Genomic DNA, 15328 nt, shown 5'->3' on the forward strand with positions numbered 1-15328 from the left:
CGTCGCCCTGCGTCGCAATTCGACTGGGTTCACGGCGCCTTCGCGCGCCGCCGCCTCTCCATCTCCTCGCGTTCCAGCACAGCCGCCTCCGCGAGGGTCGGGGCGGTCCCGCCGAGCCGGGCGGGCACCCAGCGGGCGCCTTCCACCATCGGATAGTCGCGTTGCGCGCGTTCCAGCAGCTCGCTCATCCGAGTGCGCAGGGTGGCGGTGAGTTTCTCGGCCGGTTCGTCGGGTGGGATCGGCGCGCCGATGCGGATATTGATCGGAAAACGATGGCGGCCGAGCTGTTTCGGGATGTCCTTGGTCCAGATCCGGTGCGCGCCCCAGATGATCATGGGGACGATCGGGACATCGGCTTCCACCGCCATCCGCGCCGCGCCGGACTTGAATTCCTTCAGTTCGAAGCTACGGCTGATCGTCGCCTCGGGATAGACCACCACCACCTCACCCTCGCGCAGCGCCGTCACCGCGCGGGCATACGACTCGGCCCCGGCCGTGCGGTCCACACCGATCGCCTTGCAATGCTTCATGAGAAAGCCGATGATGCCGTGCTCGAGTTCGGCCTTCATCATGTACCGGACATTGCGCCCTGACTTCCGCCCGACCAACCCGACCTCCATGAAATCCAGGTAGGCCGTGTGGTTCACGGCGAGCACCGCGCCTCCGGAACGCGGAAAATGCTCTTGCCCTCGGATATCGATGCGCAAGCCCTGCGCGAAGAAGATGGCGCGGGCCAAACCGGTGAGGATGTCGTAAACCGGTTCCCGCGCCATCACAGCTCCCGTTACCCCGCCGCGTTCTTCCGCGCGGCCTTGGCCTCCGCTTCGGCGGCATCCATCGCGTCCGCCTCTTCCAGGGTAGGAGCGCTGCCGCCCAGCCGCGCCGGAACCCAGTACGCGCCGGGCTCGTGCACGTAGTCCTTCTGCAGGTCCAGCAGCATTTCCTGCATGGTCGAACGCAGCTTGGCGGTGAGCTCGGCGGCGGGCTCGAACGGCTGGATCGGCTCGCCGACCGCGATCGAGATGGGCGTGTTGGTGCGGCCGAGCCGCTTCGGGAAGCCCTTCGTCCAGACCCGCTGCGCGCCCCAGATGACGATCGGGATGATCGGCACCGCCGCTTCGATGGCCATGCGCGCCGCGCCGGACTTGAATTCCTTGATCTCGAAGCTGCGACTGATCGTCGCCTCCGGGTACACGCCGACCAGCTCGCCGCGCCGCAGATACTCCACCGCCGCTTTGTAGGAGTCCGCACCGGCTGAACGGTCCACCGGGATGTGCTTGAGCGCCCGCATGATCGGGCCGGAGATCTTGTCGTCGAAGACCTCCTTCTTGGCCATGAACCGGATGTAGCGCTTCGGAGTGCGCACCGGCAGGCCCGCATAGGTGAAGTCCATGTACCCCGTGTGGTTCACCGCCAGCACGGCGCCACCTCGGGCGGGAATGTGTTCATCGCCCTTGACGGTGAACTTCAGACCTTCGATGAAGAAGACGGTACGGGCGAGGCCGATGATCGTCCGGTAGACGGGTTCCACAAGTCCGCTAGCGTAGTCGCTGCTCGTCCCCACCGGCAGCGCGCCGCCACCGCGCGCCGCGACGCGACGAGGACGCACGAGCAGCCCCGACCGCACGCCTTGAGAGAAGAGGATCGTCGAAGTGGAACGCGCCCGATGGGTAAAGCGCGAGTACGACCCCGGTGCAGCACACGAGCGGAATCGGGCTTCGAACGGGCGAGCGGCCCGCGCCGCGCTGACCGGCGGAGTCCTGATCGCGGCGCTCGCCATGACCGGTTGCGACTCCGTCGTCGGCATCCCGGAGGAGAGCGCCCCGCAGGCGGCGGGGCGCACGACGCCACCGGCCGCCATCCCCGCCGCGCCGTCGCCGAGCACCTCGGCGTTGCCGCCGGTCCCCGCCGACGCGCCGCAGGTCGGCGCGGTCGCCGGACTGCCCGCCGCCGCACCCGTGTTGCAGCGCTGGGCCGCCGACCTGCGCTCGCACACCCTCGCCGAGATGCAGGACAAGTGCTGGACGGTCGCGCCGAAGAACGTGACCGGCATGTACGCCGACCAGCAGGCCGTCCTCGCCGCCTTGGCCCAGCCCGGCACGGCGACCGAGGACGCCGTGGTGTGGAAGGGCGCCGACGCCACGGTCGCCGTCCGGCGCGCCGAGCTCGCGACCGGCTACGCCTGCCCGCGCGTCGCCACGGCGGGCTCGGAGATCGCCTACGACGACGCCGACGCCCGCCACACCGTGCGCCGGTACCTGTCCCGGTTCGTCGGCACTCCGCTCGACCCCGCCGACAAAGAAGGCGACTACCCTCTGATCTGTAAGGCGTCCCCGGCGACCTGGGACCCGAAGGGCACCGGGCGTCCGAGTTCCGCGCCGCTGGCGACCAACCAGGGCGTGCTCACCGGGGCCACCGAGTTCGCCGACCAGCAGATCCGGTCGGAGCAGGTGAACACCGATTACATCGCGGTGCTCGTGCCGGTGACCAACTCCTCCGGTGTGACGCAGACCCGCACCTTCACCTTGCGCTCCGGGCCGGACGGCTACTGCATCGGCGACATCTCGCCGTAACTACTACCCTGGTTGGCTGGTAAACAGCAGGAGGAGCAGCTAGTGCAGATCACCAGCGTCGGACACGCCGGATTCCACATCCGCACCGCGGCCGGGTCGATCCTTTGCGATCCCTGGGTGAACCCCGCGTATTTCGGTTCGTGGTTCCCGTTCCCCGACAACACCCAGCTGGACTGGGACGAGCTGGGCGCGTGCGACTTCCTGTACGTCTCGCATCTGCACCGCGATCACTTCGACGCGAAGACGCTGACCGAGCACGTGAACAAGGACGCCACCGTCCTGCTGCCCGACTATCCCGTGCCGGACCTGCGCCGCGAGCTCGAGCAGCTGGGCTTCCACAAGTTCTTCGAGACCGAGGACTCGGTCAAGCACACGGTGACCGGCCCCGGCGGGGACCTGGACGTCATGATCATCGCGCTGCGCGCCCCGGCCGACGGCCCGATCGGCGACTCCGGGCTGGTCGTCTCCGACGGCGAGACCACCTGCTTCAACATGAACGACGCCCGGCCGGTCGACATGGATGTGCTGCACGACGCGTTCGGCCACGTCGACATCCACCTGCTGCAGTACTCGGGCGCGATCTGGTACCCGATGGTCTACGACATCCCGGCGCGCACCAAGTCGAATTTCGGCAAGCAGAAGCGTCAGCGCGGCATGGACCGCGCGCGCAGTTACATCGAGCAGGTCGGCGCGACGTGGGTGGTGCCGTCGGCGGGCCCGCCGGTGTTCCTGGACGACGAACTGCGCTACCTCAACGACGACCGCGGCGACGAGGGCAACATCTTCCCGGACCAGAAGGTGTTCCTGGAGCAGATGGAGATCCACGGCAACACCGGCGGCATCCTGATGATCCCCGGCTCGGTTGCCGACGTGCGCGGCGCCGAGCTGACGCTGACCCATCCCAGCGACCCGGCGGAGATCTACGACAACAAGGCCGAGTACATCGAGCGGATGGCCCAGCGCCTCGCGCCGGTGCTGGAAGCCGAGAAGGCGACCTGGGAGCGCGGCGACGGCTCCCTGCTGGAACCGCTGCAGAAGCTGTTCGAGCCGATCATGGCGCAGAGCGATGTGATCTGCGACGGCATCGGCTACCCGGTCGGTTTGGTGATCGGGGAGGAAACCATCGTGCTGGACTTCCCCAAGCGCACGGTGCGCGAGCCGATCGAGGGCGAGGGCCGCTACCGCTACGGCTTCCGCATCGCGCCGGAGCTGGTGCGCACGGTGCTGCGCGACCGGGAACCGGACTGGGTGAACACCATCTTCCTGTCCACCCGCTTCCAGGCCTGGCGCATCGGCGGATACAACGAGTTCCTCTACACGTTCTTCAAGTGCCTCACCGACGAGCGGATCGCCTACGCCGACGGCTGGTTCGCCGAGGCGCACGACGATTCCGCCTCCACCGAGCTCAGCGGCTGGGAGGTGCAGCGCCGCTGCCCGCACTTGAAGGCGGACCTATCGAAGTTCGGTGTGGTGGAGGGCAACACGCTCACCTGCAACCTGCACGGCTGGCAGTGGGACCTGGACTCGGGGCGGTGCAAGACGTCCAAGGGGCACGAACTGCGCTCGCGCAAGCTGGACTGACCCGAGACTTCCGGCCGGCGACTCCGCCGGCCGGAAGCATTTGCCAGGAGATTACCTGTCCGCAACCTCGCGGGTCATCTTCGACGACCACGGACACCAGAAGCAGCCCGGCAAGAACGCGCCGCACGCTTCGTCCAAGTGGTCCTCGACGTACATGATGCTGGCGTCACAGACCTCGATCGCCATGGTGAAGAAGCTGATGGTGTCCGGGTCCAGATGGAAGCTCCAGCCGGGGTTGTAGGGAGCCGGAACCTTCCTGATCCGCCCCATGACGTGTACCGACATCTGCTCGTCACCCGACAGGATGCGGCGGGCTTCGGCGATCCGCTGTTCGTTGGTCAGCTGGATGATGAATTCTTTGCCGGAGTAGTCGGTGAATGCGAAGAGCGCCATGTCTTTCCCCTCTGTCGATGGGTCTGGTCGATGGATGGCGAATTCCGCACCGGTGCGACTCGATCCTATCGGCGCACCGCCAGAAATTAGCTAGAAATTAGCCAACCGGTGGATAACCGAACCACAGTCGGTATCGACCCCAGGAAAAGAGGTACGCCCCGAAACTAACGTGCCGCGCCGGCCGGGATCCTGTCGCGCGCGGGCTCGCGCGACGCCGGGCGCACCGCGCTGATCAACTCGCGGATCGCGATTGCGCCCCTGGCCACCGGCGCCGCGACGCGCCCGCCGGGATCGATCAGCACGGCGGAAGGCGTACCGCGCACCCGATACCGCAAGGCGGCCTCGTTCCCCTGCTGCACGAGCGAGGGAATGTCGCCCAACCCGTTCTCGATCCCCCATGCGGCCTGCTCGGCGGCATCGCCGTTGCCGACCGCCACGATCGCCAGGGCATGACCGGTCCGCGCGCGCCAGCGGGGCAATTCACGGGCCAGCGCCGCGCACAGTTCGCACCCCGGGTGCACGAAGACCAGCAACACCGATTTCGCCTCGCCCAGCAGATCCTCGAGCGTGGTCTTCGCTCCGTCCGGGCCGAGCAGTTCGAACTCCGGCGCTACCGCGCCGACCGGCAGGCCCTCCGCGCCCAACGTGGACAGCGCCTGTTCGTCCACCCGGCGACGCAGGACCCGAAGCTGTCCCGCGAGCCTGATCAAAACCGCGGCAAGCACCGCGACCACGGCACAGCCGATCGCGCCATCGGCGGGCAGGTCCATCGGCACCCGCGGATGGGTCTGCGCGCCGATGCCGACCAGCGCGGCGAGTACTGCGAAAAGACCGTTGCGCACGACGATCTTCGGCCCGATCGGCGTGGCGCTCGCGGCGCCGAAGCAGGAACAGGAAGGGTGCTCGCCCCGCCGCAGCAAGCGCGCGATCACCGCCGTGAACACGGCGAGCAGCACCAGCACCGCCGCCGCGGCCATGCCGGAAAGCCAGGGAATCAGCACCCCCACCGCGATGATCGCCTCCGCGATGGACAACACCCAGGCCACCGCGGGCACCCAGCGCAGCGGCACCCCGAAATCCCCCACCGCCTGCCGCGTCGCGCTTCGATCCGCCAACTTGCCCCACGCCGACAACCCGAACACGACAGCCAGACCCAGCCGCGAAACCCACACCCCGTATTCGATCAGCATGAGCGCACCATTCCACACTTATGCGGATTACGTATGAATGCGCGGCGAGTGTCCTCAGGACTGCGACCGAGCGGCGATGGCGACCGCGACCAGCGTCAACGCACAGCCGACGACCGCGCTGATCGACAGTCCCGCGCTGGTCGGGGCTAGCACGTCCAGGATCAGCGAGGCCAGCAACTGCCCGGCCACCGAGGTGAGACCGAGCAGCAGGACGCCGATCCAGCGGACCGTGAGCGCGGCGAGGGCGATGAAGGCGACGCCGATGAATCCGCCGAGATACAGCCACGGCTCGGCCGGAAAGTCGGCGGGGCCGCCGGAAGACACGATGACCAGTGCCTCGATGACAAGCAGGGCGGCCAGGCCGACGCCGAAATTCACCAGGGCCGCCGTCAGCGCTCCGCCGACGGCGGCCACCTTGCCGTTCACCGCCTGCTGCCAGGCAAGGCCGATGCCTGCCAGTGCGGGGAGCGCGATCAGCAGCACGGTCGGCGTGCCGCGCAGCGCGTCGGGCACGGAGAGACCACCGGCGGCGTGGGTGTGCCCGACTCCGGCGATCAGCACGGCGACCACGCCGAGCGCCGCCCCGGCCAGGCGCACCGCGGTGACCGGTGTGCGTCCGCTCGGGCCGAGGCCGAGCCGGTCGACCGCCAGGCTGCTGAGCAACTGCCCGGCGACGGTCGCAACGGTGAACGCGGTGACGCCGATGGCGGCGACGGTAAGCCCCTGGCACGCGACGAAGAACGCCCCGCACAGACCGCCGAGCAACTGCCAGGGCCGGAGCACGCCTTCCGGCAACGCCTGCCGCACTCGCCGCCCGCCCTCCCGCAACCGCCCACTGACCGCGAACGCCACCGCGAGCACAACCAGCCCCACCCCGAAACTGATCGTCGCCGCGGCGACCCCATCCGCCAGCCGCGCCCCCAGCGCACCGTTGATCCGCCCCTGCACCGCCACGCCGGCACCGATCCCGAACCCGAAAACCAGCCCCAACCGCACTCCCGCACGCTACCCAACCGTCGCGAGCGGCACATGGTTGCGGCATTTCCCGAAAAGGGCTCTCCGTTGTGCCACTCGCGATCAGTCTGCGCGGGATGGGAGCCAGCGGGGGGTGAGGGTGGCGATGGCCAGGAGGGACGCGCCCAGGAAGGCCAGGAGGGTGGAGATGGAGGCGTGGAGGGCGACCAGTGCGGCGAAGCCGAAGACCGCCAGGGCGATCACCTCGCCGAGAAGTCCGGAGACCGAGGTCACGGTGGCCCGGGCGGGGCCTTCGATGGCGTCCTGGAGGCGGGCGGCCGCGACGATTCCCGCGTTGTAGACGATGCCGTAGGACACGCCGATCGAACCGAAACCGAGGCCGGTGAGCAGGTAGACCGCGTCCGGCCGTCCGGTCGCGAGACCAGCGATCAAAGCGCCGCCGAGAAACAGCACGCCGGCGGCGCCCACCGCGATCGACATCGTCCGGCCCGACATCCGCTCGGTGCGTCCCGCCAGTACCGAACCGGTGAGCGAACCGAGCACGGTGAGACCCACCAGCAGCGGCACCACGGCTGTCGAGACACCCGATTCCTCCGCGAGCAGGGCGAAATACTCGTCGAACGCCGTTATCCCGAACAGCAGAGCCTCCAGCAGTACGCCGCAGCGCACGACCGGGACGCGGACTGCTTCGCTCACACCGGCCTTCAACATGGCGAGGTAGCGCGCGAACGGACGCTCGGGCGCGGAACCGCTTCCGCCCACATCCGCACCGGATGCCCACGCTCCGACCGCGCCGGAGTCGGCCGACATCGAAACTCGCGCGGGAACGACCGCCTCTTCCTCTTCCAGGTCGTCCACATGCACCGCGGACACCGCCTTAGGCGCGGTGGGCAGCGACAGCGCGATCAGCGTATGCACGGCCGCGACCGCGACGCTGACCCAGCCGACCAGGGCGTAGCCGCCGTAGAGATACAGGGGTGTCGCGGCGACGATCGCGATGACGACGGCGACTTCCGCACCGGCACGGGTGTGACCGAGGATGCGCGGATAGGCCGACGATTCACCCCGGGCGGCGAGGTCGTCGTACAACAGCGCCTCGAAGGTGCCGGAGGCCAGTGCCCCCGAGGTGCCCCAAAGCACGAATCCGGCGGCGAAACCCGCGAACGAGGGCGCGGCCGTCCACAGCGCGAAGCCTGCTGTCAGCAACGCACCGCTGAGGAGAAGCAGCCCGCGCCGCGAGACCGTGTCGGCCCAAGCACCGGAGGGCACCTCGAGCAGGAACGACGTCACCGACCAGACCGCGAACAGCAGAGAGATCTGCCCGGTGCTCATGCCGTGGTCGGCGAACAGCAGGGCGTAGAGCGCGTACAGCGGAATCAGTTCACCGATGCTCTTGAACAGCACCGCCCGAACCGTCAGCGAGCGCAGGCCGATGGTACGTGTGCCACCTGCCCGGATGGGGCGCAGCGATTCGGCGAATCAATAGGCGTAGAGGAGCAACCGCATGTCGATCAGCATGCGCACCGACGGCGCGAGCGGTCAAGCGAATTACGGCAGCGGCACCCAGCCGTTGGCGGCCACCGAGTCACCGTCGCCCAGTTCCCCGTCGGCGACGCCGGATCCGATCCGGCCCTTGTTCTCGTTGAGGTCGCTGATCAGCTCCGAGACCGGATGCGAGTCGCTGTAGTGGTAACCCTGCGCTAGCGCGAAGCCGAGTTCGGTGAGCACGGCGGCTTGGTACTCGGTCTCCACGCCCTCCGCGATGACCTGCAGGTCCAGCGCGTTGGACAAGGCGGCGATCACGCCGAGCAAGGGCGGCGCAGGAGAGTCGGAGCGGATCGCGGCGACGAAGGACTGATCGACCTTGAGGATGTCGCTGGGCAGGGTGGCGAGTCGGCTCAGCGAGGAGTAACCGGTGCCGAAGTCGTCGATGGCGATGCGCACGCCCCGGTCGCGCAGAAGATGTAGATTCTCGATCGCGGTCTGCGATTCGGCGGCCAGCTCGCTCTCGGTCACCTCGAGCACCAGCTGATCGGCGGGCCATCCGGTAGAGGCCAGGATCCCCGCCACCCGGTCGGCGTAGCCGGTCTCGGCCAGTTCCAGCCCGCTGACGTTCACGTTCAGCGTCAGATCCAGCTGCGCGAAGGTTTCCTGCAAGCGCGCGGCGTCGGCGCAGGCCCGGCGCAGCACCAGCTCGTCCAGATCGGCGATGAGGTCGTACTCCTCGGCGACGCGGATCAAGCCCTCGGTGGTGACGTCCGGCTGCGCGCTGGACGACCAGCGCAGCAGCGCCTCCACGCCGACCGCCTTGCCCCCGCCTTCGGTCAGGCTGACGATCGGCTGGTAGTGCACGTCCAGGGCGCCGCGGTCGATCGCCTCGCGCAGCTCCACCGCCAGCGGCAGCTGCCGGGACGACTCCAGCACCGTCCGGTTGCGCCCGGCCTGCTTGGCCCGGTACAGGCCGACGTCGGCGCGGCTGACCAGCAGCGACCCGGATTCGCCCGGCTGCCAGGAGGTCACCCCGGCCGAACAGCCGGTGGTCACCGCCGCGCGCAGCTGTTCGGTGAGCAGGATCGCGGCCTGTTCGGTGGTGTTCGGCAGCAGCAAGGCGAACGCGTCGCCGCCGTAGCGGGCCAGGCGCTGCTCGGGAGTCAGCAGTTTCGACCACGTGTCGGCCACCCGCTGCAAGACTGCGTCCCCGGCGCGGTGCCCGAGATGGTCGTTGATCTTCTGGAAGCGGTCGAGGTCGACGAGCACCAGCGCGAGCCCCTGCCCGGACCTGGTGGCCTGCTGGATCGCGGTGTTCAACGCCCGGTCGAAACCGCGCCGATTGAGCAGACCGGTGAGCACGTCGATGTCGGCTTCGGACGCCATTCTGGTCAGGATCCCGACGACCACGCCGACGCCGAAGGTCACCCCGGCCGGGATCAGGCCGGACCACCACGGCAGCCCGGGACTCACCGGCCGCGCGGGCAGCACCCATAGGCACAGCGCCAAGGCGAAGGCGATATGGGCGGCGGCCTGCGACCAAGCGAAGAACAGCGCCGCATCGCAGGCGATGAACACGTAGAACGCCGCGAGACTGATCGCGCCCACGGTGTTGGGGAACGAATGCACCGCGATCGTCACCAGCACCGTCGCGATCGCGACGTAGACATGGTGGATCGAATGCGGCAGTCGCGGCCCCCAGGCGAGCAGCGTCAGGCCGAGCACCAGCGCTACCGCTGCCGCCCCGCCTACCAGCGGGCGATTACCCTCCTCACCAGGGGCGATGGCGGTGATCAGTAGACCGAGCACCCCGCCCATGACGTAGAACGCCCCGGTGGTCCGAGCCATGACCATAGCCGTCGCCAGCGCAGACGCGGCCCGCACCCGGGTTCGGGTATCGCCGCGAGACCCGATTCCTCGCACGACGAATAGCCTAGACACAAGGAATCCCGCCGGTTGCCACATCCCGGGAATCCGGCATGGCGAACCAGTAGCTATTCATCCGAATGTCATTCGCGCGTTGTCAGTCGGCCGGGCGAAGCACGTCCGTGCCGACGAAGGGCACCAGGGCGGGCGGAACCCGGACCGACCCGTCGGCTTGCTGATGGTTCTCCAAGATGGCCACGATCCAGCGGGTGGTCGCGAGCGTGCCGTTCAATGTGGCGGCGATCTGCGGCCTTCCGTTCTCGTCCCGATAGCGGACGGCCAGCCGGCGCGCCTGGTAGGTGGTGCAGTTGGACGTCGAGGTGAGCTCCCGGTACGTCTGCTGCGTTGGCACCCACGCCTCGCAGTCGAACTTGCGCGCGGCGGAGCTGCCGAGATCACCGGCCGCGACATCGATCACCCGGTAGGGCACCTCGATCGCCGCGAGCATCTCCTGTTCCCACGCGAGCAGGCGCTGGTGTTCGGCGTCGGCCTGGTCGGGCGTGGTGAAGACGAACATCTCCACCTTGTCGAACTGATGCACCCGGATGATGCCGCGGGTGTCCTTGCCGTAGCTGCCCGCCTCCCGGCGGAAACACGACGACCAGCCCGCATACCGCTTGGGGCCGCCGCTCAGGTCCAGGATCTCGTCCGAGTGGTAACCCGCCAGCGGCACCTCCGAGGTGCCGACCAGGTAGAGGTCGTCGTCGGCGAGATGGTAGACCTCGGCCGAGTGCTGGCCGAGGAACCCCGTGCCCGCCATGACCTCGGGGCGCACCAGCACCGGCGGGATCATCATGGTGAATCCGTTGGCCACGGCCTTCTGCGCGGCCAACTGCAGCAACCCCAGCTGCAGCAGCGCGCCGTAGCCGGTCAGGAAGTAGAACCGGGCGCCGGAGACCTTCGCGCCGCGCTCCATGTCGATCAGGCCGAGCGACTCGCCGAGTTCCAGGTGGTCCTTCGGCTCGAAGTCGAACTCGGTCGGCGTGCCGATGGTCTGCAGCACGACGTAATCGTCCTCGCCGCCCGCGGGCGCGCCCTCTTGCACCACGTTCGAGATGGCGCGATGCGCGGCGTCCAGATCCGAGTCCGCGGCGTGCTGCGCGGCCTCGGCCTCTTTGACCTTGACCGACATCTCCGACGCCTGCGCCAGCAGCGCGGACCGCTCCTCCTTGCTCGCCTTGCCGATCAGCTTGCCCATCGCCTTGTGCTCGGCGCGCAGGTTGTCCGCGGTGGCCACCGCGGCACGCCGCGCCGCGTCCGCCTCGAGCAGCGCGTCGACGAGGGCGGGGTCTTCGCCGCGGGCGCGCTGCGAGGCGCGGACCGCGTCCGGGTCGTCCCGCAGGAATCGGAGGTCGATCATGGGCCATCAGCCTAGTAGTCGATGTGTTGCCGTTTCACGCCGATATCCCAGGATGCGGTCCATACCCGCCGGATCGCGCGCATAGTGGGCTTGTGGGCACGCCTTTCGACGAGACAGCCATCGACAACGCGCTGGCCGACCTCACCGCCGGCGAGAAAACGTGGGCCGCGACATCGCTGCGCCGACGCCGTGAGCTGCTCGACGAGATCCACGCCCGGACCGGCCGCTTCGCCGAGGACTGGGTTCGGGCCGCGTGCGTCGTCAAGGACCTCGACGCGCACTCCCCGCTGGTCGGCGAGGAATGGATGTCGGGACCGCTCGCCCTGCTGCAAGCCACGGACGCGCTGTCGGTCACCCTCGACGCGCTGGAGTCCGGGCGCAGCCCGCTCACCGGCGTCACGCTGCGGGAGGCGCCGGGCGGGCGGGTCGCCGTGCCGATCTTTCCGTTCGGCGTCTACGACCGGCTGCTGCTCAACGGCTTCCGCGGGGAGGTATGGCTGCGGCCCGGCGTAGACGCCGACACCGCACGCAGGCGAGCCGGACTGGCGCAGCTGGATCCCACCGCGACCGGGGGAATCGGCGCCGTGCTCGGCGCGGGCAACATCACCTCCATTCCCCCGTTGGACGCGCTGTACGAGCTGTACGCGCACAACCGGGTAGTGGCGCTGAAGCTCAATCCCATCACCGACCCACTGTTCACCGTGTTCGAGATGGTGTTCGAACCGCTGCTGGAACTCGGCGTGCTGCGGATCCTCACCGGCGGCGCGGAGCAGGGCGGCTATCTGGTGCGTCATCCCGACGTCGCGCATGTGCACATGACCGGCAGCGCCAACACCCACGACGCCATCGTGTGGGGCCCAGGGGCGGAGGGCTCGCAGCGCAAGCAGGACAGCCGTCCCCTGCTGGACAAGCCGATCACCAGCGAGCTGGGCGGCGTCTCGCCGACCATCGTGGTGCCCGGCGACTGGTCCGACGCCGATCTGCGCTACCAGGCCGAGCACGTGGCCACCCAGCGGCTGCACAACGGCGGCTACAACTGCGTGGCCGCGCAGACGGTGGTGGTCGCCTCCGAGTGGGACCGCAAGGACCAGTTCCTCGCCGAACTGCGCCTCGCCATGGAGCGAGCGCCGCAGCGCACGGCGTACTACCCGGGCAGCGACGCCCGTATCGCCGACGCGCTGGCCTCGTATCCGGAGGCCGAGCGACTCGGCGCGGGACGGCTGCTGGTCGACGGATTGCCGCGGACCGGCACGCCCCTGCTGCGCACGGAGTACTTCTCCCCCGTGCTCGGCGTGGTGGAGCTGCCCTACGCGGGCGGCGATTTCCTCCAGCGCGCGGTGGACTTCGCGAATGCCGAGCTCACCGGGACGCTCGGCGCGAACGTGATCGCCCATCCCACGACCATCCGCAGACTCGGTGTCGCCTTCGACCGCGCGATCGAGCGGCTGCGCTACGGCGCGATCGCGGTGAACACCTGGACCGGGCTGGCCTTCCTCGCGCCGCGCGCGGCCTGGGGAGCCTTCCCCGGGCATACCCTCGACGACGTGCAGAGCGGAATCGGCGTAGTGCACAACGCCCTGCTGCTCGACGACGTGGAGCGCACGGTGGTGCGCGGCCCCTTCCGGCCCGCGCCGCGCTCGCTGCTGGGCGGCGAACTCGCGCTTTCCCCGAAACCGCCGTGGTTCGTCGGCAACGCCACCGCCGCGACCACCGGCCGCAAACTCACCGAGTTCTACGCCGACACCAACCCCGCCCGGCTGCCGGGCGTCTTCCTGTCGGCCCTGCGCGGCTGAACCGTCCCGTGCCGCGCCGATCGGGGCAGGTCGTGGCACCACGGCACGGACGCTGCCATGATGGACCGCGATGTCCTCCGAACCCAGGTCCCGGTCCCCGCAGACGCCCAAGCGCGGCGCGTCGTCGCGTGCCGACTCGGTACGCCGCTCGTTCGACTCGGCCAAGGCCGCCCTCGCCGACCGCGATCTGCGCGATGTCCACCTGTCGGCGCCCACGTTGCGCAGAGGCCTGCTCGCCGTCGCCGCCGGCGCCGTGGTCGCGGCCTTGGTGACGCTGTTCATCACCGGGTTCGACAACGAGAAGGGCCTGGAGGCGCACAATCCCGCCGCCCCGGCGCAGCCCGTGCTGGACAAGGAGTTCGGCACCGCCGCCAAGGGCGACTGCCTGAGCTGGACCAAGCCCGACCGGGCCGATCTGGTCAAGGTGAACTGCTCGAGCAAGCACATGTTCGAGGTCGCGGCCGACATCGACATGAGCAGGTATCCGGGCAAGGAATTCGGCCCCGGCTCGCGGTTCCCCGACTCGCTGCGGCTGACCGAACTGAAGGAAGAGCACTGCGTGCCCGCGGTGCAGAAGTACATGGGCGGACGCTTCGACCCGCGCGGCAAGTACATCGTCGGCCTGATGTACCCGAGTCCGGACGGCTGGCAGCACGGTGACCGCACCCTGCGCTGCGGCCTGCAGGTCGCGTCCAGCGTGGGCACACCGCCGTCGGTCGGCAGCGCCACCGAGCACGACCAGTCCAGGGTGTACGAGCCGGGCGTCTGCCTCGGCATCAACCAGAATCTGCCCACCGATCCGGTGGACTGCGCCCAGCCGCACGCCGTGGAGATCGTCTCCACCGTCGACCTGTCCGCCCACTTCACCGGCGGTCCGCCCGCGAAGGAAGAGCAGGACAAATTCGTCGAGGAGGAGTGCACCCGCACCTCGACCGAATACCTGGGCGCGCCGGATGTCATCCGCAACAAGACGCTCACGCTGTTCTTCGACTACATCGATGCCCGCAGCTGGATGGCGGGCAGCCGCAAGCTGGACTGCATGATCGGCAAGGGGGCCGACCGGGAGGGTTTCGCGCCGATCACCGGCTCGGCCAGGGGCGACATCCTGATCAACGGCCAGGCTCCGGTGCCGCCGCCCAACAGCGGACGTTCCACGCCCGCACCGCTGCCCGGCGCCGCGCCGCTGCCGCCGCAGCCGCAGCCGAGGTAGCCGCACGCCGATGCCCGTGTCGATGTCCGCCGACCGCTTCGAGGAATTGGTCGGCGACGCATTGGATCTCATTCCGCCCGAGCTCGCTCGCGCGATCGACAATGTGGTCGTGCTGATCGAGCCGCGCAATCCGGAGGATCCGCATCTGCTCGGCCTGTATCACGGCATCGCACTCACCGAACGCGACAGTCATTACGGCGGAGCGCTTCCCGACACCGTCACCATCTACCGGGACGCCATTCTCGAGCACTGTGCCGACGAGTCGGAAGTGGTGGAAGAGGTGGCCATCACCGTGATCCATGAGATCGCACACTATTTCGGCATTGACGAAGACCGCCTGCATCAGCTGGGATGGGGATAGTCTGAACCGAGCTGTATTGCGCGCCCCGAGCGGTGGGTGTGTAATCGGCACGGAGATCGAAAAGTTGGGGATTCGATGGAACCGATCGCGTTGCTGTCGCGTCCTATCACTCGAAGGGGGAATTCTCGTGGTTCCGCCCCACAGCCACTAGAAGGAGTCGAGTCATGGTTGGACATGTACTGATCGCACCCGAAGCCATTCTCGCCGCCGCGGCCGAACTCGACCTCGTCGCCGAACGTCTGGCCGCCGCCGCGGCGATCACCGCACCCGCGACGCACGTGCTGCCCTCCGGCGCCGAGGAGGTCTCCTTCCTCGGCGCGAGCCACTTCAACCAGGGGGCCATGTCGCACGACCGCGCGATCGCGCAGGCGATTCTGGAATGCCACCACGCCGCGGCGACCTTGCGTATGCAGCTGGCGCAGCACGTCGCCGGTGACGTGGTGCGCGCCGCGGGCATCAGCGCCATTCAGGTGTAGTT

General features: G+C 68.8%; 14 protein-coding genes. 6 read left to right on the forward strand and 8 right to left on the reverse strand.

Annotation, left to right across the window (positions count from 1 at the left end; genetic code table 11):
- Nucleotides 1-29: 29 nt before the first annotated feature.
- Both ACWEKR_RS21315 and ACWEKR_RS21320 read right to left on the reverse strand, forming a co-directional pair.
- Nucleotides 30-773, reverse strand: a complete 744-nt coding sequence (locus tag ACWEKR_RS21315) for a lysophospholipid acyltransferase family protein (RefSeq protein WP_452355943.1) — start codon at nucleotides 771-773, stop codon at nucleotides 30-32.
- An 11-nt stretch (nucleotides 774-784) separates the two neighbouring features.
- Nucleotides 785-1531, reverse strand: coding sequence for a lysophospholipid acyltransferase family protein (locus tag ACWEKR_RS21320; RefSeq protein ID WP_452355944.1), 747 nt, complete (start codon nucleotides 1529-1531; stop codon nucleotides 785-787).
- Nucleotides 1532-1652: 121 nt separating this feature from the next.
- On the opposite strand from ACWEKR_RS21320, the gene ACWEKR_RS21325 reads away from it, so the two are divergent.
- Together ACWEKR_RS21325 and ACWEKR_RS21330 are read left to right on the forward strand one after the other, a co-directional pair.
- Complete coding sequence (locus ACWEKR_RS21325) at nucleotides 1653-2573, forward strand: hypothetical protein (protein WP_452355945.1); 921 nt, start codon at nucleotides 1653-1655, stop codon at nucleotides 2571-2573.
- A gap of 42 nt (nucleotides 2574-2615) precedes the next feature.
- Nucleotides 2616-4154, forward strand: coding sequence for a Rieske 2Fe-2S domain-containing protein (locus ACWEKR_RS21330; RefSeq protein WP_452355946.1), 1539 nt, complete (start codon nucleotides 2616-2618; stop codon nucleotides 4152-4154).
- 51 nt (nucleotides 4155-4205) lie between these two features.
- On the opposite strand, the gene ACWEKR_RS21335 is transcribed toward ACWEKR_RS21330, so the two are convergent.
- The 6 genes from ACWEKR_RS21335 to serS form a co-directional block, all read right to left on the reverse strand.
- Nucleotides 4206-4547: a BP74-related protein gene (locus ACWEKR_RS21335; protein ID WP_195085057.1), complete on the reverse strand. Its 342-nt coding sequence runs from the start codon at nucleotides 4545-4547 to the stop codon at nucleotides 4206-4208.
- Nucleotides 4548-4711: 164 nt separating this feature from the next.
- Complete coding sequence (locus ACWEKR_RS21340; protein ID WP_452355947.1) at nucleotides 4712-5737, reverse strand: TlpA family protein disulfide reductase; 1026 nt, start codon at nucleotides 5735-5737, stop codon at nucleotides 4712-4714.
- Nucleotides 5738-5791: 54 nt separating this feature from the next.
- Nucleotides 5792-6733, reverse strand: a complete 942-nt coding sequence (locus tag ACWEKR_RS21345; protein ID WP_452355948.1) for a DMT family transporter — start codon at nucleotides 6731-6733, stop codon at nucleotides 5792-5794.
- Between the two features lie 81 nt (nucleotides 6734-6814).
- Complete coding sequence (locus ACWEKR_RS21350) at nucleotides 6815-8116, reverse strand: MFS transporter (protein WP_452355949.1); 1302 nt, start codon at nucleotides 8114-8116, stop codon at nucleotides 6815-6817.
- A gap of 144 nt (nucleotides 8117-8260) precedes the next feature.
- Complete coding sequence (locus ACWEKR_RS21355) at nucleotides 8261-10048, reverse strand: putative bifunctional diguanylate cyclase/phosphodiesterase (RefSeq protein WP_452355950.1); 1788 nt, start codon at nucleotides 10046-10048, stop codon at nucleotides 8261-8263.
- A gap of 175 nt (nucleotides 10049-10223) precedes the next feature.
- Complete coding sequence (gene serS / locus ACWEKR_RS21360) at nucleotides 10224-11486, reverse strand: serine--tRNA ligase (RefSeq protein WP_452355951.1); 1263 nt, start codon at nucleotides 11484-11486, stop codon at nucleotides 10224-10226.
- A 92-nt stretch (nucleotides 11487-11578) separates the two neighbouring features.
- On the opposite strand from serS, the gene ACWEKR_RS21365 reads away from it, so the two are divergent.
- From ACWEKR_RS21365 to ACWEKR_RS21380, 4 genes are all read left to right on the forward strand, one after another.
- Nucleotides 11579-13279 (forward strand): aldehyde dehydrogenase family protein, encoded by a 1701-nt coding sequence (locus tag ACWEKR_RS21365; protein ID WP_452355952.1) that lies wholly within the window; start codon nucleotides 11579-11581, stop codon nucleotides 13277-13279.
- A 70-nt stretch (nucleotides 13280-13349) separates the two neighbouring features.
- On the forward strand, nucleotides 13350-14489 hold the full coding sequence (locus ACWEKR_RS21370; RefSeq protein ID WP_452355953.1) for a septum formation family protein: 1140 nt from the start codon (nucleotides 13350-13352) through the stop codon (nucleotides 14487-14489).
- 10 nt (nucleotides 14490-14499) lie between these two features.
- A complete protein-coding gene (locus ACWEKR_RS21375; RefSeq protein ID WP_281876629.1) occupies nucleotides 14500-14850 on the forward strand; it encodes a metallopeptidase family protein in 351 nt (116 codons plus the stop codon).
- A gap of 164 nt (nucleotides 14851-15014) precedes the next feature.
- Nucleotides 15015-15326 carry a PE domain-containing protein gene (locus ACWEKR_RS21380; RefSeq protein ID WP_040864191.1) on the forward strand — a complete coding sequence of 104 codons (312 nt, stop codon included), beginning with the start codon at nucleotides 15015-15017 and terminating at the stop codon, nucleotides 15324-15326.
- Nucleotides 15327-15328: the final 2 nt, after the last annotated feature.

The organism is Nocardia sp. NPDC004573, assembly GCF_053602135.1.

Excerpts from the sequence above, each read along its gene's own strand:
- ACWEKR_RS21370 (WP_452355953.1), top strand. The coding sequence starts at position 13,350 with ATGTCCTCCGAACCCAGGTCCCGGTCCCCGCAGACGCCCAAGCGCGGC.
- serS (WP_452355951.1), bottom strand. The coding sequence starts at position 11,486 with ATGATCGACCTCCGATTCCTGCGGGACGACCCGGACGCGGTCCGCGCC.
- ACWEKR_RS21340 (WP_452355947.1), bottom strand. The coding sequence starts at position 5,737 with ATGCTGATCGAATACGGGGTGTGGGTTTCGCGGCTGGGTCTGGCTGTC.
- ACWEKR_RS21375 (WP_281876629.1), top strand. The coding sequence starts at position 14,500 with ATGCCCGTGTCGATGTCCGCCGACCGCTTCGAGGAATTGGTCGGCGAC.
- ACWEKR_RS21355 (WP_452355950.1), bottom strand. The coding sequence starts at position 10,048 with ATGGCTCGGACCACCGGGGCGTTCTACGTCATGGGCGGGGTGCTCGGT.
- ACWEKR_RS21335 (WP_195085057.1), bottom strand. The coding sequence starts at position 4,547 with ATGGCGCTCTTCGCATTCACCGACTACTCCGGCAAAGAATTCATCATC.
- ACWEKR_RS21380 (WP_040864191.1), top strand. The coding sequence starts at position 15,015 with ATGGTTGGACATGTACTGATCGCACCCGAAGCCATTCTCGCCGCCGCG.
- ACWEKR_RS21315 (WP_452355943.1), bottom strand. The coding sequence starts at position 773 with ATGGCGCGGGAACCGGTTTACGACATCCTCACCGGTTTGGCCCGCGCC.